We start from the raw sequence: 19,878 nt of genomic DNA on the forward strand, positions 1-19,878 counted from the left end.
AGGGGTGCGATGGATTAGACGCGTTCGACCGCGTCGAACCGGCAGACTTCGAAGCACTGCCCGCACTTCACGCAGCGTTCCTGGTCGATCAGGTGGGCGGTCTTGCGCTGGCCGGAGATGCACTCCACCGGGCAGTTCCTGGCGCAGACGGTGCAGCCGATGCACGTCTCGGGATCGATCTGGTAGCGGATCAGGGCGACGCACTTCTTCGCCTTGCACTTCTTCTCCACGATGTGCTCGCGGTACTCGTCACGGAAGTTCTTGAGGGAGCTGAGCACCGGGTTGGGCGCCGCCCGGCCCAGGCCGCACAGGGCGGTCTGCTGGCAGAGCTTGGCGAGGCGCTCGAGCTTGTCCAGGTCGGAGAGGACGGCCCGGCCCGAGGTGACCTTTTCGAGGATCTCGAGCATGCGGGTCGTGCCTTCGCGGCAGGGGGTGCACTTCCCGCAGGACTCCTCCTGGGTGAAGCTGAGGTAGAACTTGGAGAGGTCCACCATGCAGTCGTCCTCGCTGAGGACGATCATGCCGCCGGAGCCCATGATGGAACCGGCCCGGCTCAGGGGGCCGAAGTCCACTTCCATCTCCGACTGGGAGGCGGGGATGAAGCCGCCCGCGGGACCCCCGGTCTGGATGGCCTTCAGGGCCTTGTCGTCCTTGACGCCGCCGCCGATGTTGAAGACCACCTTGGAAAGCGGGGTGCCCAGGGGCACTTCCACGAGGCCCGTGTGCTTGACGTTGCCGGCCAGGGCGAAGACCTTGGTGCCGCCGCTGTCCGCGGTGCCCTGGTTGGCGAACCACTCGCCGCCGTAGTTGATGATGGCGCTGATGTTGGCGAAGGTCTCCACGTTGTTGATGCAGGTGGGCTTGCCCCAGAGGCCCCGCACGGTGGGGTAGGGGGGGCGGACCTTGGGCTGGCCGCGCTCGCCCTCGATGGAGCGGATGAGGGCGGTCTCCTCGCCGCACACGAAGGCCCCCGCGCCCAGGCGCACTTCCATATCGAAGTCCCAGCCCGAACCCATGATGTTCTTGCCCAGGAGGCCGGCCTTGCGGCACTGGGCCAGGGCGTTCTGGATGCGCTTGATGGCCAGCGGGTACTCGGCCCGGATGTAGTAGAAGCCGTGGCCGGCGCCGATGGCGAAGGCCGCGATGATCATGCCCTCGACGATGTTGAAGGGGTCGGACTCCAGCATGCCCCGGTCCATGAACGCGCCCGGATCGCCCTCGTCGCCGTTGCAGATGAGGTAGCGGGTCTTCTCGGGCTGGTCGTGGGCGATCTTCCACTTCTGGCCGGTGGGGAAGCCGCCGCCGCCCCGGCCCCGCAGGCGGGCCTTGAGCACCTCGTTGATCACCCACAGGGGATCGTTCTTGCCCAGCACCGTGGCCAGGGCCGCGAAGCCGCCGAACCGGACGTACTCCTCCAGGTTCTCGGGGTCCACGATGCCGCTGTTGCGCATGGCGATGCGGTTCTGGTGGTTGAAGAAGTGGATGTCGCCGTACAGGGAGTAGAAGTCCTGGGTGATGGGCTTCTCGGGGCACCGCAGGTGCTCCACAGGCTCGCCGCCGATGGCGTGCTTCGCCAGGATCTCGTCCAGGTCCTTCTCGGTGGAGATGCGGTAGAGCACCTGGTCGGGGTTCACGAGGACGTGGGTGCACTTGCCTTCGGTCTCGTCGCTGCAGGCGCCGAAGCACCGCACGTGGGAGGTCTTCACCCGGCTCGCGGGAACCCCGGCCTCCTTGAGCTTGCGGTCGAAGGCGTGCTTGAGGGTCTGGCCCGTGGTGCAGCGCCGGCCTTCGCAGAAGATGAAGCTGAGCTCGGCCCGCTCGTCCAGGGAACCGTCCAGGGCGTGCTCCACCAGGGGCTCGCCCTTCTGGATGTGGCTGGAGAAGATCTTGTGCACCAGGGCCCGGTCCACCCGCTCGTACTTCACGGGCATCTTGCCGGGGGAGATGATGCCCACGATGGGCTCCTTGCTGCAGCGCCCCGTGCAGCCCGTCTTGTGGATGACGATGTCGTCCCGGCCCGAAGCCTGGATGTGCTTCTGGAATTCGTCCAGGGCCTCCAGGGAACCGGCGGCGTGCTCGCAGGTGGCCGAGCCGATCTGGATCTGGATCTTGGCGGAATCGCCGCTTTCAGCCAGCACCGCGTCCGCGTTCTTCCTCAACCTGTCGAAGAAGTCCGCAACCGGGTTTGCCGCGACCGGGTTTGCCATGGGGAGCTCCGTGGGAACTGGGCCGGGGACTGCGGCCAATGTTAGAAAAAATATCGATACAAAATGATCGAATTGGGTTACACTGTTTGCCGTGGTGCCTGATCATGCGTCGCATGACGATGCGGGGTGGGTATCCCATGACCAGAGAGCGTCGAAGACTCGACTCTCGCATTTTGTCGTTCCCCACGGAGCCTACGAATCCAGAGAGAGGGCTCGCGTCAGGTCGACCACAGATCCAAAATAGCCGCACCTCGGGGTGCGTGCGTTGATATAAGTCACATCGGTCACCAGCGCATGCGCGCGCGGTAGGTGAGGGTGGCGCTCCCTTCGGCGGGGACGGCCACCTCGAAGCGGGCCAGGCCGCTGGACTCCTTCGTGAAATCGTGGCTCTTCTGGACGATCTCCCAGTCACCGTAGATCGGCTCCAGCACGGACACCGTGACCGGTTCCTTCTTCGCGTTGCGCACCTCGATCTGGAAGGCGGCCTCCGTCACGTGGCGGTAGGCGCCCTGGACCCCCAGGACCTTGTAGTCGGTCTGCTTGCGGGTGGCGGTGACGTCGAAGGCGTCCCCGAGCTTGAGTCTCACCGTCTCGTTGCGGGGGGTGTGGTCCACGGCGTCCTCGCCCACGAACTGGGGCCGGCCCTGGCCGTCCCGCTTGTACACGCGCACCACGCCCTTGGGCATGGGCATGCCCATGCGGGATTCCTCGCGGTTGCGGAACTCAACGAAAACGCCCACCTTGGACTTCTCGCCCAGGTCCTCGTAGCGGGCCTGGTAGTAGTAGGGCTCCCCGCGCAGGAGGTACTCCTTGCGCACCGGCACGCCCTGGGCGGTGAGCAGGGCCACCTGCTTGGTCTGGTTCTCCTTGAGGGTGGTGAGGCGGTCCAGGGTGTAGAGGTGGTACTCGAAGAGGTTCTCCTCCTTCATTTCGGCCCGGCCGGAAGCCTTGGCCATGGTCATCATGGGGGCCGCCTGGGGGGCCCGGTTCGCGGGGGCCCGGTGCACGTCGCCGGCCACCAGCTGCAGGGTGGCGTTGGGGTAGGCGGACCCGCTCTGGTTGGTGAGGGTGACCCAGCCGCTGAGGTCCAGGGTCTTCTCGTCGGGGGAGAGGTTGGCCACGTAGTCGGCGCGCCAGGAGAGGCCGCCGGTGAGGTAGCTCAGCTCGAGCTTCTGGGCGTGGTCCCGGGGGGAGTGGAGGCTGAGCACCAGGGTGGGGCGGGCCCTGAGGTTGGCGGGCACCCCGGGGTAGATGATCCGGCCCGGGATGCTCGTCTCGATGCGGTCGGGGAACTTCAGCACCACGCCGCCGTTGGTGGCCAGCACCTCGGCCTCCTCCCGCGTCTCCCGGGAGCCGGCCCCTTCGGGGTTGGGCTTCTGGGAGACGACGGTGACCTTGCGGCCCACGTACTTCTCCAGCAGCTTCTGGGGCGTGAGCAGGTCGAAATCGAAGTTCTGTTCGTTGATCCAGAAGTCCTTGGCCTCGGTCAGGTTGCGGATCAGGGCCGTTTCGGGCCGGATCTGGGCCGAAACCTCCTGGAAGGCCAGGTCCAGGTCCCCCTTGGGCAGCCGCACCTCCCGCAGATCCTTGACGAGCGCAAGATTGTCGTTGTAGATGGTCACGGCCAGGCCCTGCTGGTCCTTGAGGGTGGTGGTCTGTTCGGGGCTCTGGGCCGCGAGCAGGGCCGGAAGGGAGGCGAGGGCGAGGATGCGCATGGGTTCTCCTGGGTGTCCCGGGGATTCGGGTCCCAGTTTAGACCTCCGGGGAAGCCGGATCGTTCCCGATTCAGGCGGAAATTTCCGACAGCTCCTCCACGGAGAGGACCCGGTCCACGTCCAGGAGGATCATGAACTCGCCGTCCACCTTGCCGATCCCCTCCAGGAAGTCGCTGCGGAGGCTGCCTCCGAAGGCCGGCGGGGGCTCGATGTCGGCGGCGGCGATGTCCAGCACCGCCCGCACCTGGTCCACCAGGAAGCCCAGGGCCAGGGCGCCGCCGGGGTGATCCACCTCCAGCACGACCACGCAGGTGCGCCGGGATGGTTCGCGGGCCCCGCGGCCGAAACGCACCGCCAGGTCCAGGACGGGCACCACGGCGCCCCGGAGGTTGATCACGCCCCGGATGAAGGCGGGCATCATGGGGACGCGGGTGAGGGCGCCGTACTGGATGACCTCCTTGATGGAGCGGATCTCCATGGCGTACGTCTCGCCGTCCAGCACGAAGGCGAGATACTGGCGGGAGGCCTGGCCGTGGACGGGGGCGGAGGCGCGGCGGTTGACGGTCATGGGTTGGGTCATGGCGTCCATCCTCAGAACCGCGCGAAGCCGGGTTCGTCGAAGGTGCGGGCATCCCGGACCCTGGGGAGGGCGGCGGCCTTGCGCCGGGCGGGCTCGGCGGAGCCCCCCTTGAGCCGGAAGAAGGCCATGACGTTCTGGAGTTCCAGGGCGTTGGAGGTCACCTCCTCGGCGGTGGAGGCCAGCTCCTCGGACGCGGCCGCGTTCTGGGCCACGGCCTGGCTGATCTGGGCGATGGCGCCGTTGATCTGGCCCACGCCGGAGTTCTGCTCGGCGCTGGCGGAGGCGATCTCCGACACCAGGTCCGAGGTCTTCTGGATGGAGGGCACGATGGTGCCCAGGAGATGCCCGGCGCGCTCCGCGAGATCCACGCTGCCCGAGGCGAGCCGGCTGATCTCCTCCGCCGCCACCTGGCTGCGCTCGGCCAGCTTGCGCACTTCGGCGGCCACCACCGCGAAGCCCCGGCCGTGCTCGCCGGCCCGGCCCGCCTCAATGGCCGCGTTCAGGGCCAGGAGGTTGGTCTGGTAGGCGATGTCGTCGATGATGCCGATCTTCTGCGCGATCTCCCTCATGGCGCCCACGGTCTCCCGCACGGCCTGGCCTCCCTCCACGGTGTCCTTGGCGGTGGCGGTGGCGAGGCCCCCGGTGGTGCGGGCGTTGTCGTTGGTCTGGGCGATGGAGGCGCTCATCTGCTCCATGGAGGCGCTGGTCTCCTCCACGCTCGCGGCCTGTTCACTGGCGCCCTGGCTGATGGACTGGGCCGTGGAACTGAGCTGCTCGGCGGCCCCGGCCATGGAATTGGAGGCTTCCTGCACCTTGCCCACCACCTCCGAAAGGCGGCCGACCATGTCCTTGATGGAGGCCATCATGCTGGTGGTGTCCCCGGGGGCGGTGTTCACGTCCACGGAGAGATCGCCCGCCGCCACCCGCCGCGCCACGTCGGAGGCCTCCGAGAGTTCGCCCCCCACCTGCTTGCGGAGGATGCTGGAAACGGCCAGGCCCAGGCCCACCGCCACCGCGAAGCCCAGGGCGATGAGGGCCAGGGTCTGGTTCTGGATGGAGGCGACGGCTTCCAGGCTTTTCTTCTGGGTGGCCGCGGCGTCCTGGAGGTTGACCTCCTCGATGGCCTTGAAGGTCCTGTCCAGTTCCAGGGTCTTGGGCCGCACTTCCGCGAAGAGGAAGGTGCTGGCCTCGGCGTGCTTGTTGGCGTCCACCAGGGCGAGGAAGCGCTTGTTGGCCTCCTCGTAGGGGCCCCAGATCTTGTCGAAGGAGGCCCAGAGGGCCACTTCTTCCGGGGCCATGCGCGTGGCGCGCTCCTCCTTGATGCGTTCGAACAGGTTGGCCTGGGCGGCGGCCAGGCCCTCGCCCACCGTGCGCCGGTGCTCGGCGTCGGGGGCCACGTAGTAGTTGTTCACGAGGCGGGCGTACATGACCCCCGCGCTGCGGGCCTTGCCCACCAGGGACACCGAGATGAGGTTGTTGTCATACATCTCCTTCATCATTCCGGCCACGGTGCGGGTGTTGCCCAGGCCCCGCAGGCCCACCAGGACGGCCACGAGGGCCACCAGGGTGAACGCGAGGATGAGCTGGGTCGCCAGTTTCAGGTTGCGGTACCACGTCATGGGATCTCCTTGGACAGGGCTCGGCCCGGCCCGCCGGAGAACGGCTCCGGGGACCTGCCTTCCGCCATCAAGTGTGAATGAATCTCAGTTCCCGGCCATACGCTGCATTACCTAGTCCATTTTTCCGACCCACTCCAGCTATCACTACCGAAGCCAGCACATCGTCTTCCCATGAAAACTACAGCCTTCCCCCTTCGCCAGGAATGACCTGGGTTCGGCGCTTCATCCCCTTCATCCTGATCATCCGATTCATCCCTGTTCCAGCAGGGCCATAGCCGGGATGGGTCGGGGCATGCAGAGCAACTACGCGCCGCCCCACCCCGGCGCTGGCCCTGCGGGAACAGGGATGAATCAGATGGACTGGATGAAGGGGATAGAAACCGGATCGAATTCGGATCGTGAATTCCGGCGAGTTGCCCCGACCGAAAATCCGTGCGATTGGACTTACGGTTTTATGAGGTGGGGTGGGTCGGGGAAGTTGGGCTAGTGTGCTGGGGTTAACCAGGAGAAATGCCAAACGCTGGGGCGCTGAGGGCTCGCTGGGGCGCTGGGGAAAGGCATACCCTGGGTGCTCTCCCCGAATTCGTGTCCTGGGTCCCTCCCGGGGTTCCTGCCGCCCTTCCTTAGGCCTGCTCTCCTGCTTTTCCCAGCGCCCCAGCGAGCCCTCAGCGCCCCAGCGTTTCAGCTTTTCGCCCGTTTTTCCGTCACGCTCCGGACAGGCCGTTCAGATCATGAACCAAATACGAATAAAGCCCCTCATCCCTTGCATTTGGCATTTTTAGAACCCCCGCTTCAGGCGGGAAGCGTCAACGGAGCGTAATGACCGTCGCCCCGGCTCCGCCCTGGGCCTGGGGGGCGTCCTCCACCTTGGCGATGCCGGGGTGGCCTTTCAGGGCCTCGCGCACGGCGGCTTTCAACCGGCCGGTGCCGTGGCCGTGGACGACGCGGATGAACTTCTGGCCGGCGGCGAGGGAGGCCTCCACGAAGCGGTGGATCTCGGTGTCCACGTCGTCCGAGGCCCGGCCGATGAGGTTGATCTCGGACTGGATGTCCTCGGCGCCGCCCCGGAAGCGCACGGAGCCCCGGCGGGGGCTTTCGGAGCCCAGGGCGCCCCGGTGGATGGGCTCGAGCTCCCCGGCCCGGGTCTCCATGCGCCTTCCCTGGGGGGTCTCCAGCATGACCCGGTCCCCCTTGAGGCTGGCGATGCGGCCCTCCACGCCCAGGCCCCGGTGCCGGGCGTAGCCGCCCTCCCGCAGTTGCGGGGCGTCCTGGGGCCGGGGCGGGGCGGCCCCGGCCCGGAGCTCGGCGCGGGCGATGTGCTCCATGGTCTTGACCCGCTCCCGGGCCTCGGTGCCCACGCGGTCGGCGTTGAAGGGCTCGGTGGCCCGGTGCTTCTCCTTGAGCTCCTTCACGAGGCGCTTGGATTCGTGATCGATGAAGTCGAGCACCCGCTGGACCTTCTCGGCGGATTCCCGCTGGAACTTCTCCTGGGAAAGGCGCAGGGCCTCCTCCCGGCCCGCGAGGATCCTGCGGTCCTTCTCCACGGCGGCGGCGGCCTCCCGCAGGGCCTGGGTCTCGTCCGCCAGGCGCAGGCGATCGGCCTCCAGCTGCCGGAGGAATTCCCGCCAGTCCTGCTCCCGCCGGCCCAGCACCTTCTCGGCGTGGTCCAGGATGGACCGGGGCAGGCCCAGCTTGGCGGCGATGGTGAGGGCCCGGCTCTGGCCGGGCATGCCCACCATGAGGCGGTAGGTGGGGGCCAGGCGCTCCTCGTCGAACTGCACCGAGGCGTTCTGGAAGCGGGGGTGGCGCAGGGCCCACTGGCTGATCTCCCCCAGGTGGGTGGAGCAGAGCACCCAGCACTGGCGCCGGGACAGGGCCTGCAGGAGGGCGATGCCCAGGGCCGCGCCCTCCTTGGGGTCGGTGCCCGTGCCCAGCTCGTCCAGCAGCACCAGGCCCCCGGAGCGGGCCTGGCCCACGATGCGCTTGAGGTGGAGGATGTGGCTGGAGAACGTGGACAGGCTGCCGATGAGGGTCTGGTGGTCCCCGATGTCGGCGTGGAGGGTGGCCATCTCGGGCACCTCGGTGCCGGGCCGCGCCGGGATGGCGCAGCCGGACCGGGCCAGGGCGGTGAGCAGCCCCACCGTCTTGAGGACGACGGTCTTGCCGCCGGTGTTGGAGCCGGAGATGACCACGCCGGGGCGCTCCCGGTCCAGTTCCAGGGTCAGGGGCACGGCCTCGTGGTCCAGGGGGTCCAGGTCCAGGGCGGCGCGCACGTTGGGCAGGAGCAGGGGATGGCGGGCCTCCTGGAGGTGGAGCCGGTCCCGGCCCAGGTCGGGCAGGACCCCGTCGCACAGGGCGCCCCAGCGCAGCAGGGCCAGGGCCTCGTCCGCGTCGGCCTGGAAGCGGTGCCAGCGCTCGAAATCGAAGCGCCGGGCCCGGAGCCCCTCCAGCAGGTCCCGCAGGAAGGCCTGGACGGCCTGCATGTACTCGCGGTCGGCCTCCACGTGGTCGTTGTTGAGGGAGACCGCCTCGAAGGGCTCCACGAACACCGTGGCGCCGCTGCTGGAGCGGTCCAGCACGAGCCCGGGGACCATGCCCCGGCGCTCGGTGCGCACCGGGAGGCAGAAGCGCCCGTTGCGCTCCACCACGTTGAACTCCTGGAAGGCGTCGGGGAAATCCCGGAGGATGCGCTGGAGGCGGTTGCTGATGGCCTGGTAGCACCGGGACCGGGCCCGGTGCAGGTCGGCCAGGCCCGGCACCCGCATGGGGTCCAGCTGGCCGTCCTCGGTGAAGCTCCGGCCCAGCTGGTCGGCCACGGGGCCCGGGTCGGGCAGGAGGTCGGCGGTGACCTGGAGCCGGTCGATGCCCAGTTCCGTGCCCTCGGGCCCGGGCTGGTCCCCGGGCCATTCCAGGCCCCGGACCGTGCGCAGGAGGGTGGCCAGGGAGCGCAGCCCCTCCCGGAGCTGGCGCCAATGCTCGGGCAGGGGCCACCCGGCGGGGTTGATCACCTCGTCCAGGGCCTCGTCGAAGGGCACGATGGGCAGGGAGCCGGGGTCCAGGGACCAGGCGGGTCCCAGCTCCATCTGCTTCAGGCGCCGCAGGCCGCAGAGCCCGTCCCAGGGATGGAGGGCCTGGAGCCCGGCGCGGCCCAGGCGGGTGCGCGCACCCCCCGCCACCAGGGCGGCCAGGGTGGGGAATTCCACGGCTTGGAGTTCGGATGCGAGGGGGGGCTTGGTCATGGGGGCACGAAAAAGGCCCGCCGTGGGCGGGCCTTCCTATCCTATCGGAAACGAGGGCATCAGCCCATCAGCCTCCGCTCCTGGGCGAGGCGCTTCAGCGTCTTCTTGCGGGCGGCGAGCATCTTCCGCTTGCGCTTGGCGCTGGGCTTCTCGTAGTGCTGACGCTTCTTCAGCTCGCTGAGAATTCCAGACTTCTCGCACTTCCGCTTGAAGCGGCGAAGCGCGTTCTCGAAAGTTTCATCTTCCTTGATTTTGACCAGTGGCATGTGGGGACACCTCCTTCCGCCTTGATTTCGCCCGGAAACCTGAACACCGGTTCCAGGGCCGTCCACCAGACTACCACGGGGTCGCAGGCGGCGCCAGCCTTCATTGGGGAAGATGAGCAGTTGGCCGCGTCCGCTCCTGCGGTCTATAATCCAGTTTTCTCGAGAATTTAATGGCCCAGGCTCACCTGCTCATCGTGGACGGCGAATCCTTCCGGACCCCCGACCTCTCCGCCCTCATGCGGAACGAAGGCTGGGACGTGGTCTGGGTGCAGGGCGCCCCCAGCGGGTTCGGGGGGGCCGCGGCCACGCCCCCGGACGTGGTCCTGTTCGACCCCAAGGTCATCGGCGGGGAGGGCCTGTCCCTCCTGCGGGACCTCCAGGCCCGCAAGCCCGGCATCCCCCTGGTGGCCCTGGGGGGCGCGGAATCCGACGCGGCCTGGGCCGCCAAGGCCGGCCTGGACACCCGGGCCCTGCACCGCATGGGCCGGGACGTGTCCACCCAGGCCTGGCCCGCGACCCTGAGGTCCTGCCTGGGGGGCTTCGGCCCCGGGGCCCAGAAGTTCACCACCGAGGACCTCTTCGCCGACATCCTCGCCGACATGGACGAGGTTCCCCCCGAGCCGCCCCGGGCCGTGACCCCGCCGCTGCCCAAGGACTTCACCCTCGGCGGGATACCCAGCATCTCGGGCTTCTTCGAGGGGTCCGAGGTGGACATCAAGGCCACCGGACCCCTGCCGCGGCTCCCGGAGGACTGGCCCCCGCCCCCCCCGCCTCCGGCGCCGGCCCCCGCGGAGGAGAGCATGGAGGAGTTCGGCAACTACTACCTCCTGGAGAAGGTGGCCGTGGGGGGCATGGCCGAGCTCTTCAAGGCCCGCCAGCGCGGGGTCCACGATTTCGAGAAGATCGTGGCCATCAAGCGCATCCTCCCCCACCTCTCGGACAACGACGAGTTCGTGCGGATGTTCATCGACGAGGCCAAGCTCGCCGCCCAGCTGACCCATCCCAACATCTGCCAGATCTTCGATCTGGGGAAGGCGATGGGGTTCTACTACATCGCCATGGAGTTCGTGGACGGCCGGGACCTGCGCAGCCTGCTGCGCAAGGTGCGGGAGTACCGCCTGCCGGTGCCCGAGCCCATCGCCGCCGCCGTCACCATGAAGGTGGCCAGCGCCCTGGACTACGCCCACCGCAAGCGCGGGATCAACGACAAGGAACTCAAGCTCGTCCACCGGGACATCAGCCCCCAGAACATCCTCATCTCCTACGAGGGCGCGGTGAAGCTGGTGGACTTCGGCATCGCCAAGGCCGCCACCAAGAGCACCCAGACCATGGCCGGCGCCCTCAAGGGCAAGCTCCTGTACATGAGCCCCGAGCAGGCCCTGGGGGGAGCCCTGGACGGCCGGTCCGATATCTACTCCCTGGGCCTGGTGCTTTTCGAGCTGCTCACCGGGGAGCGCTGCTTTCAGGCGGACAGCGAGCTGGGGGTGCTCGAGAAGGTGCGCATGGGCAAGGTCCAGGAGGTGCGCGCGGTGAATCCGGCCGTGAGCCCCGCCATGGCGGCCATCGTGAACAAGGCCCTGAACCGGGACGTGGATCACCGCTACGTGTCGGCCCGGTTCCTGGAGCGGGACCTGAAGAACCTGCTGGTGAAGACCAGCAGCGAGCCCACCGAACACGACGTGGCCGAGTACGTGAACATGGTCCTCAAGGGGACCCGGGCCGAACTGGAGGAACTCCTGCAGCACCGGTACCCGGACCTCGCCCAGCCCGCCCCCGCGCAGCCTCCGCCGCCGCCCCGCCCCCTCCAGGCCCAGCCCCTGCCGGCCCAGCCGCAGCCCCAGCGGGTTCGCCCCCCGGAACCCATGCCCATGCCCCCTCCCGCCTCCATGGGATCCACCCAGCAGCCCCTGTGGCTGATCCCCGTCCTCGTCGCCCTCATCGCCGGGGTGGCTTGGGTGGCCTACAAGATATTCAACTAGGCCAATTCCAGGTATCCTGATCCATCCGAGATTTTGGTGCGCACCGTTTCTTGTATATGGAGAATTCATGGACCTCAACAGGGATCAGAACCAGTTCTACGAGCAGGCCCGGGAGCGTTGCCGCCAGGACGTTGAGCAGATGAACAACACCATCCGGGTGGAATGGCAGCACCTGAACGACGAGATCAAGCGCGTCCAGGAACTCATCCAGACCCTGGAGACCCGCAAGCAGACCGTGGGCCAGATCTACGCTTCCTCCAGCGAGATGCTCGGCCTGGCCAACGACCTGGACGTGTCGCCCGCCATCAAGGACACGGCCGAGGACACCGCCGACGACCTGGGCGTCGGGGAGATCGATCTCTGATCCATGCCAATGCGGGCGTCGTCACAACGGACCCTGGGGCAGCCCGGGGTCCGCTTCGTTCCGGGGAGGACCTTTGAGCGATGAGAGCGGGCAGATCCGGCGGGCCCGGGGGAAGTTCGCGGCCATGGCCACGGCCTTCTTCCTGGGCGTGTTCAACGACAACTATTACAAGCAGGCCGTCCTGGTCCTCGCCGTGGCCGCGGGGCGCACCAGCCTGCAGGGGGTGGCGATCTTCGTGTTCACCTTCCCCTACCTGCTCTTCGCGGCTCCGGCGGGCTGGGCCTCGGACCGGTTCTCCAAGCGCTCCGTGGTCATCGCGGCCAAGGCGGTGGAGTTGGCCGCCATGCTGGTGGGGGCGGCGGGCATCGCGTGGGGTAATTGGTGGCTCATCATGATCATGCTGGGCACCATGGGCACCCAGGCCGCGTTCATGAGCCCGGCCATCAACGGCTCCATTCCCGAACTGTACCCCGGGGACTACGTGACCCGGGCCAACGGGGTGCTGCGCATGGTGGTGACGGTGGGCATCCTCGTGGGCATCGCGGCGGCGGGCTTCACCCTGGACGTGGCCGGCCCGGCCTTCCACGGCGTGGAGCGGGGGCGGCTCCTGGTGGGCGCCGGGGTGGTCCTGGTGGCCCTGGGCGGCCTGGCGGTGAGCTTCCGGGTGGCCTCCCATCCCGCCGCGGACCCCGGGGCCCCCTTCCCGTGGCTGGGCCCCCTGGCCACCCTGCGGGACCTCTCGGCCATCCGCAAGGACGGCCTCCTGGCCTTCACCGTGGGGGCCTCGGTGTTCATCTGGTTCTCGGGTTCCCTGCAGGTGCTGCTCATCAACCCCCTGGGGATCCAGGAACTGGGCCTGAGCAAGTCCCTGACCAGCGCCCTCATCGTCAGCCAGCTCATGGGCATCGCCGCCGGCGGCATCCTCAGCCCCCGGTGGGCCAAGGGCGACGGCTGGCACCGGGTGCTGGCGCCCGCGGGCGCCGGCATGGGCCTGGCCATGATGGCGCTGCCCGCCCTGCGCCTGCTGCCGGCGCCCCTGGTGGTGCCCGCGGTGTTCCTGGCGGTGGCCCTGGTGGGGCTGTTCGGGGGGATCTTCCTCATCCCCGTGGAGAGCTTCATCCAGCGCCGCCCCGAGGCCGCCCGCAGGGGCGCGGTGCTGGCCGCGGCCAACTTCGCGGTGTTCGGCGGGATCATGTTGAGCGGACCCCTGTCGAATCTCCTCAACGCCCACTGGGCCCCCACCACGGGAATGGGCGTCGTGGGGGCCCTGGCCCTCGTCCTCAGCGCGGGGATGCGGGTCCTCCTCAGGAGTGCGAAATGGGCGTGATGGCCTCCCTCTTCATCGGCGTGGGGCGCGTCCTCCTCTCCCTGCGCTACCGCATCCGGGTGCAGGGCCTGGAGGACGTGGCCGCCCGGGGCACCGGCGGGATCCTCTTCCTGCCCAACCACCCCGCCCTCATCGACCCGGTCATCGTGGCCGGGACCCTGTACCCCCGCTTCCGCCCGGCCTCGCTGGCGGACCGGGACCGCATCGCCGGCCCCGGCATCAACTGGATCACCCGCCAGTTCGGGGTCAAGGCGCTGCCGGACCTGGCCAAGTACGGTGAAAGCTGCCGGCCCGAAGTGGAGCGGGTGATCCGGGAATGCGGGGAGGACCTGGCGGCGGGAAGGAACCTCCTCCTCTACCCCGGCGGGCATCTCATGCGCAGCCGCCGGGAGGACCTGGGGGGCAACAGCGCCGTGGAGACCATCCTCGCCGCCGCGCCCGGGGCGCGGGTGGTGCTGGTGCGCACCCGGGGCCTCTGGGGGAGCCGCTTCAGCCGCGCCGCAGGCCACTCCCCGGACTTCGTGAAGGTCCTCCTGCGCCAGGGCCTGGATATCCTCGCCAGCTTCATCTTCTTCTGCCCCCGCCGGGACGTGACGGTGGAAATGATCGAACCCGCCGACTTCCCGCGGAACGAGGGCCGGGAGGCCATGAACCGGCGGATGGAGGCCTTCTTCAACGAGGATGCGCCCCCCGCCCTCCACGTGCCCGCCACGCCCTGGGAGCCCGGGGGCCGCCGGGTCATCCCCGATCCGCCGCAGGTGCGCCTGCAGGGCGACCCGGGGCAGGCCTCCCCCGTGGTGCGCGAGCAGGTGCTGGCCAAGCTCCGGGACATGTCCGGCAAGCCCGGGCTGGGGGATGGCGACCAGCTCGCCCGGGACCTGGGCATGGACAGCCTCATGCGCCTGGAGCTCCAGCTGTGGATCGAGCAGGAATTCGGCCACCACCTGGGCGACCCGGATTCCCTCGTGACCGTGGGCGACGCCCTCCTGGCGGCCTCGGGCCACACCCTGGACACCGCCGGGGCCCCCCTCAAGCCCGTGCCCTCGTCCTGGTTCCGCCACATGGGCCTGCCCGCGATGGTGCCGGAGGGCGCCACCATCCCCGAGGTCTTCCTCCGCCAGGCGGCGCGGGACCCCGGCAGGACGGTCATCGCGGACCAGGCTTCGGGGGTGCGCACCTACCGCGACATCATCACCTCGATCCTGGCCCTCAAGCCGGTCCTGGAGGCCATCGAGGGCCCCTACGTGGGCATCATGCTGCCCTCCAGCGTGGGCGCGGCGGTGCTGTACCTGGCCGTGCTGTTCGCGGGCAAGACGCCGGTCATGGTGAACTGGACCACCGGCGTGCGGAACATGACCCACGGCCTGGACCTGCTGGACGTCAGGCGGGTGCTCACGGTGGGCAAGGTGGTGGAGCGCATCCAGTCCCAGGGCATGGACCTGGAGGCCCTGCGGGACCGCCTCCTCCTCATGGAGGACGTGGGCGCCTCGCTCACCGGGGGGGCCAAGCTCAAGGCCCTGCTCCGGGCCTGGGTCTCCTGGAAGCCCCTGCGCCGGGCCCGGATCCCCGGCACCGCCGTGGTGCTCTTCACCAGCGGCAGCGAGAACCTGCCCAAGGCCGTGCCCCTGACCCACGCCAACCTGCTGGCCAACGTGCGGGACATCGCGGCGGAGTACCGGTTCCTGGACGGGGCCCGCTTCGTGGGGTTCCTGCCGCCCTTCCATTCCTTCGGGCTCACCGGCACCGTGGTCCTGCCCCTGTGCTGCGGGTTCCAGGCGGTGTACTACCCGGTGCCCACCGACGGCACCGCCCTGGCCCGGCACATCGAGGCCTACCGCGTCACCGCCCTGGTGGGCACCCCCACCTTCCTCAACGGCATCGTGCGGGTGGCGCGCACGGCCCAGCTGGAATCCCTGGGATTCGTCATCACCGGGGCCGAGAAATGCCCCGAAGCGCTCTTCGAGGCCATCCACGAGCGGTGGCCGGGCATGGTGATCCTGGAGGGCTACGGCATCACCGAATGCTCGCCGGTGGTCGCCGCCAACCGCGAGGAGCGCCGGCGGCACGGGACCATCGGGTGGTGCATGCCTTCCGTGGCCCACGTCCTGGTGGATCCCGACACCGGCGAACGCGCCCCGGCCGGGTCCATGGGCATGCTCCTGGTGAGGGGCCCCAGCGTCTTCGGGGGCTACCTGGGGTTCGACGGGCCTTCCCCGTTCGTGGAGTTCGAAGGCCACGCCTGGTACCGCACCGGGGACCTGGTGCGGGAGGAGGACGGCATGCTGGCCTTCGCGGGCCGGCTGAAGCGCTTCGTGAAGATGGGCGGCGAGATGGTGAGCCTGCCGGCGGTGGAGGAGGCCCTCCTGGCCCGCTTCCAGGACCCCGAAGCCGACGAGGCGTCCCTGGCCGTGGAGGCCCGGGAGGAGGGCCACGCCGTGGAACTGACCCTCTTCACCACCCGGGGCCTCACGCGGGAGGAGGCCAACCAGGCCATTCGCGAGGCGGGCCTCAGCCCCATCCACAACATCCGCTCCGTGATCCCCCTGCCGAAGATCCCGGTGCTGGGAACGGGAAAGACGGATTACCGGGCGCTCAAGTCCCTGCTCTAGCGTCGTCGGGGGTGGGCTCGCGGTTTCCCAGCATCGTGTGGGGGGGGAACCAGCGGTCCAGGACGGCCACGTGCCGGGCCGCGAATTCCCGGGCCAGGAAGCCGGTCCTGGCCCTCAGGGGCACCTTTGAGGTGTCCGCGGCCACGCCGGTGGCCTCCAGGCCCATGCTGGAGGCCAGGTACAGGGCCCGGGGCAGGTGGAAGTCCGAGGTGACCACCACGGCGCGGCGGACCCCGAAGACGGCCTGGGCCCGGCGCAGGCTGTCATAGGTGCGCCTGCCGCCGTAGTCGCTGACCACGAACTCCACGGGGATCCCCCTGCGGATGAGCCACTTGCGCATGGCCTGGGGCTCGTTGTAGTTCTGGGCCCGGTTGTCGCCGGACACCAGGATCCAGCCCACCTTGCCGGCCCGGAAAAGCGCCAGGGCGGTTTCCAGGCGGCCCTCCAGGATCGGCGAGGGCTCCCCGTCGGCGTAGACGCCGGCCCCCAGGACCAGGGCGGGGCCCCGCTGCGCGGGAAGGGCGTCCCGCAGAAAAATGCGGGAAGCGAACTCCTTGGGGAACCATAGGAGAATCCAAAGCAAATCAATGGTAAAGAATACAAGAAGGGTTGCCCACAGCCACCGCCGTGAACCGGATCGGAGAGTAACCCAGGCAGATAGTCCCATCGTGAGTTAGCATAGTCCCTTACCCCCAACGGGGCCCATCGCGAGTGAGAATTAATGAATCATACAAGCCCCGTGCGGCCATTTTCTCGTCCCTACCCCCGCGTGGGTGTCGCGCTCACCGTGCCCGCGCTGCTGGCCCTGACGGCCACGGGCTGCTACCGGGCCACGGGCTTCCAGCGGACCACCGTCGTGGCGGAGGCCATCCCCGAAGCCGGCGGTGACCGGGTCGCGGGCCTGAAATCCACCGCCGGCCCTGGCGACTACTACCTGGGCAACGACTTCGTGCAGATCGCCATCGACGGCACCCGCTGGGGGGACGCCTCCCAGCAGCCCATCGCCGGCGCCGCCTCGGGCGGCAGCATCGTGGACGCGGGCTACGTGGCCCTGGACACCAGCTACCAGCGGGTCAACATGCCCGCGGACACCCTCGAACGGCTCACCCCCGTCGTCAACCAGGACCCCGATCTCCAGCTGGTCTTCGACACCTTCGAACCCGAGACGCTCACGGAACCCAGCACCCTCACCATGAGGGGCCGCATCCTGGACAGGGCCCACAAGATCCCGGGCGCCGCCTGGGACGATTCCGGCCGCGTGCTGGGCGTCAGCGTGGTCCATGTCCTCTCCCTGGCCAAGCTCAACCGTTACGTCCTGGCCACCACCACCATCGTCAACGAGAGCGGCTCTCCCGTGGGCGTGCGCAGCATCGGGGACGCCCTCCACCAGACCTCCAGCGGCTACCGCTTCTGCGTGCCCGCGGGGGTCAACGTGTACGGCCAGCCCTTGAACCTGACGGATGCGGACGACAACAACTGGGGCGTCCGGATCCCGGGGAGCGATTTCGGCAATCCCATCGCCACCTCCGTGCAGTCCCCCATGGTGGTCCTCATGGCCGTGGAACCCAGCGCCGGCGCCGTGGATTCCCACGCCTCCATCGGGATCATGTCGCAGGACGCGCCCGCCCTCGCCGTCGCCGCGGACCGCCAGGACGCCCAGGACACCCTCCGGCCCTCGTTCCCCGAGCGCCTGGTGGCGGGCAGCCTTCCCCTCCCGCCCGCGGGCCTCGCCGCGGGCGCCTCCCTCTCCTACAACCGGCGCCTGTACATCCTGGGCGGCATCAGCAGCGATTCCTCCACCCCGAACCACGGCCAGGTCCTTTTCGACGAGATGGCCCTGGCGAAGTACAACACCACCGACGGCCTCTGGCCCCAGGGCTTCGGCCAGCTCCAGTTCTCGCTCACGGGATCGGCCATGAAGCAGGGGCCCCTCTCCACCGAAGTCCGGGTGGAGCGCAACGCGGGCCAGACCGGCAATGCCATCTGGATCCCCGAGCGGGTGGTCTGGCTCGAGCCCGGCGAGAACATCACCAGCATCTCCACCTTCCCGAGCGACAGCACGACGATGTACCTGCCCGTGGGCACCTACCGGATCGTGGTCACAAACAAGGTGGGCCAGCAGGTCAAGTACCAGAGCGTGAACTCGTACAACACCCTGCGCCCCCTCCTCAGCGGGCCCATCGCCATCTTTCCCAGCCAGGGCTACTACGTGGGTCCAACCGACTACCTGTGCCCCGAAGCCAAGGACATCGTCAGCTCCACGGGCTCCGCGTTCCGGAGCCTCTACGCCGCCCACCTGTTCGATACCCGGGAGGCCGATGCCCCGACGGGCAACCTGCAGCCCATGCGCTTCACATTCAAGGGCACCGGGATCACGCCCGATCCCGAGCTCCGGAGGACCCGGACCCTTTCGTCCTATTTCGACGCCATCACCAAGAAGGTGGCCGTCGTGGGCAGCGGTGCGGGGCAGAGCCAGTTCCGCGCCGGCAACGAGATGTTCGGCACCGGGTTCTTCTCCAACGTCCCGAACGTCTACTTCTGGTTGGCCAACGGCTCCTCCACGGGCCAGGTCACCGAAACCGGCAACCCCCTGATCCAGGGCGGCACCTACCGCGCCTACGCCACCCACGGGCCCCTTTCCAACCTCCAGAGCGCGGACATCACCGCGTACGAGGGCCAGACCGCCACATCCCACTCCTTCATCGTCTGGCCCCGGGCCTTGCCCGCGGGCTGGACCACCTTCGACGTGCCCGGGCCCTCCCAGGCCAGCGGCGGCGGGTACCTCCCCGTGGAGAAGCTGGTTTCGGCCCTGGCCGAGGCCGTGCAGGTGGTGGCCTCCACCGAGAAGGACCTCGGCACGGACGGCAACCGGCTCTACAACGACTTCCGCACCGAGTTCGACTATGTCGGCTGGAGCGCCGGCCAGCTTTCCGCCGTCAAGAACGATCCCTTCGTCATGAACGCCCGCACCTCCGAACTGCCCGGCTACGGTGCCGTCACCGCGCTGTCCACCCCCGCGGCCACCGCCTACCGTTTCGGCGGCGCGCTCCAGCCCGAGAACTGGACCCTCTCCGATTTCATCACGCAGGCCAAGGGCTCCTTCACCATCGTGCACCGCCCCCGGGGCGCCAGCGGGCTCTTCACCCTCAAGGGCTTCGACCCCGCCGTGCCCGTGGGCACCGGCGTCAACGCCTGGTGGAACGAATCGGGCTTCTACGCCAACGGCACCGTCAACGGCGCCTTCGACGCCATCGAGCTCCTGCGGGGCGAGGGCTTCGTGAAGACGGCCCCCGATCCCTGGTTCCAGGAATTCCTCCAGGTCCGCTCCGACTGGTTCGGCCTCCTCAACCAGCAGACCCCCGCGGCCTTCACCAAGGCCCTGGGCCTGTCCTCGGCGAAGTTCAGCCTCGACACGCCCGTGGGCCTGGCCCGCACCTACCTCAAGGCCACGCCCGTCCTCACCAATCCGCCCATTGCCGGCACCGCGCCCACCTCGGACCTGATCCAGGATCTCTCCACGGTTTCCGCTGCCCTGAAGTCCGGCGCCGCCGTGGCCTCCACCGGCCCCTTCCTGGACGTGACGGTGGGGGGCACGGGCCCCGGCGGCCTGGTGAAGGGCCCCATGGCCACCGCCAACGTCGTGGTGAACCTCTACAGGACGGACTGGATGCCCGTGGACCAGGTGCGCATCGTCGTGAACGGCGTGGTGGCCACCACCCTGGATCCCTCCAGCCTCACCCAGTCCGCCACGGACAACCGCCTCTTCAGCGCCACCGTTCCCGTCGCCCTGCCCACCACGGGCACCGGGGCCTGGATCGTGGTGGAGGCCGGCGTCCCCCTGGACCAGACCGGGCCCTACCGGGCCGGGACGCCCTGGTACGAAATCATGCGGGGCATCTACCCCATCGCCGTCACCAACCCCATCTTCATCGATGTGACGGGGACCGGCTACACCCACCCCTGACGTGATCCC

Annotated in this window: 12 protein-coding genes; 5 read left to right on the plus strand and 7 right to left on the minus strand. The window is 69.0% G+C overall.

Features of this window, described 5'->3' with window-relative positions; genetic code table 11:
• Nucleotides 1–14: 14 nt before the first annotated feature.
• The 6 genes from R2J76_RS07100 to rpsU all read right to left on the minus strand — a co-directional run bounded on the left by R2J76_RS07100 (nucleotide 15) and on the right by rpsU (nucleotide 9,626).
• The gene (locus R2J76_RS07100; RefSeq protein WP_316415128.1) at nucleotides 15–2,207 is read right to left on the minus strand and encodes an NADH-ubiquinone oxidoreductase-F iron-sulfur binding region domain-containing protein; all 2,193 of its coding nucleotides are present in this window, start codon (nucleotides 2,205–2,207) and stop codon (nucleotides 15–17) included.
• Nucleotides 2,208–2,491: 284 nt separating this feature from the next.
• Complete coding sequence (locus R2J76_RS07105; RefSeq protein ID WP_316415129.1) at nucleotides 2,492–3,922, minus strand: DUF4139 domain-containing protein; 1,431 nt, start codon at nucleotides 3,920–3,922, stop codon at nucleotides 2,492–2,494.
• 70 nt (nucleotides 3,923–3,992) lie between these two features.
• Nucleotides 3,993–4,502, minus strand: coding sequence for a chemotaxis protein CheW (locus tag R2J76_RS07110; RefSeq protein ID WP_316415130.1), 510 nt, complete (start codon nucleotides 4,500–4,502; stop codon nucleotides 3,993–3,995).
• A gap of 11 nt (nucleotides 4,503–4,513) precedes the next feature.
• Nucleotides 4,514–6,121 carry a methyl-accepting chemotaxis protein gene (locus R2J76_RS07115; protein ID WP_316415131.1) on the minus strand — a complete coding sequence of 536 codons (1,608 nt, stop codon included), beginning with the start codon at nucleotides 6,119–6,121 and terminating at the stop codon, nucleotides 4,514–4,516.
• Between the two features lie 806 nt (nucleotides 6,122–6,927).
• Nucleotides 6,928–9,360, minus strand: coding sequence for an endonuclease MutS2 (locus tag R2J76_RS07120; RefSeq protein WP_316415132.1), 2,433 nt, complete (start codon nucleotides 9,358–9,360; stop codon nucleotides 6,928–6,930).
• Between the two features lie 59 nt (nucleotides 9,361–9,419).
• A complete protein-coding gene (rpsU, locus tag R2J76_RS07125) occupies nucleotides 9,420–9,626 on the minus strand; it encodes a 30S ribosomal protein S21 (RefSeq protein ID WP_243335345.1) in 207 nt (68 codons plus the stop codon).
• Between the two features lie 170 nt (nucleotides 9,627–9,796).
• Between rpsU and R2J76_RS07130 the strand changes: the two genes are divergently transcribed.
• The 4 genes from R2J76_RS07130 (at nucleotide 9,797) to R2J76_RS07145 (ending at nucleotide 15,905) form a co-directional block, all read left to right on the plus strand.
• The gene (locus tag R2J76_RS07130; RefSeq protein WP_316415133.1) at nucleotides 9,797–11,605 is read left to right on the plus strand and encodes a serine/threonine-protein kinase; all 1,809 of its coding nucleotides are present in this window, start codon (nucleotides 9,797–9,799) and stop codon (nucleotides 11,603–11,605) included.
• Between the two features lie 67 nt (nucleotides 11,606–11,672).
• Nucleotides 11,673–11,969 (plus strand): hypothetical protein, encoded by a 297-nt coding sequence (locus R2J76_RS07135; RefSeq protein ID WP_316415134.1) that lies wholly within the window; start codon nucleotides 11,673–11,675, stop codon nucleotides 11,967–11,969.
• 73 nt (nucleotides 11,970–12,042) lie between these two features.
• Nucleotides 12,043–13,296: an MFS transporter gene (locus tag R2J76_RS07140; RefSeq protein WP_316415135.1), complete on the plus strand. Its 1,254-nt coding sequence runs from the start codon at nucleotides 12,043–12,045 to the stop codon at nucleotides 13,294–13,296.
• The gene (locus R2J76_RS07145) at nucleotides 13,287–15,905 is read left to right on the plus strand and encodes an AMP-binding protein (protein ID WP_316415137.1); all 2,619 of its coding nucleotides are present in this window, start codon (nucleotides 13,287–13,289) and stop codon (nucleotides 15,903–15,905) included. Before R2J76_RS07140 ends, R2J76_RS07145 begins: the two co-directional genes overlap by 10 nt.
• Here the strand turns inward: R2J76_RS07145 and R2J76_RS07150 are convergent.
• Nucleotides 15,889–16,488: a SanA/YdcF family protein gene (locus R2J76_RS07150; protein ID WP_316415139.1), complete on the minus strand. Its 600-nt coding sequence runs from the start codon at nucleotides 16,486–16,488 to the stop codon at nucleotides 15,889–15,891. The two genes, R2J76_RS07145 and R2J76_RS07150, sit on opposite strands and share 17 nt — an antisense overlap.
• A 156-nt stretch (nucleotides 16,489–16,644) precedes the next feature.
• Between R2J76_RS07150 and R2J76_RS07155 the strand changes: the two genes are divergently transcribed.
• Complete coding sequence (locus R2J76_RS07155; protein ID WP_316415140.1) at nucleotides 16,645–19,869, plus strand: CehA/McbA family metallohydrolase domain-containing protein; 3,225 nt, start codon at nucleotides 16,645–16,647, stop codon at nucleotides 19,867–19,869.
• Nucleotides 19,870–19,878 lie beyond the last annotated feature (9 nt).

This window comes from Mesoterricola silvestris (assembly GCF_030295405.1).
GTDB classification, from domain to species: Bacteria; Acidobacteriota; Holophagae; order Holophagales; family Holophagaceae; genus Mesoterricola; species Mesoterricola silvestris.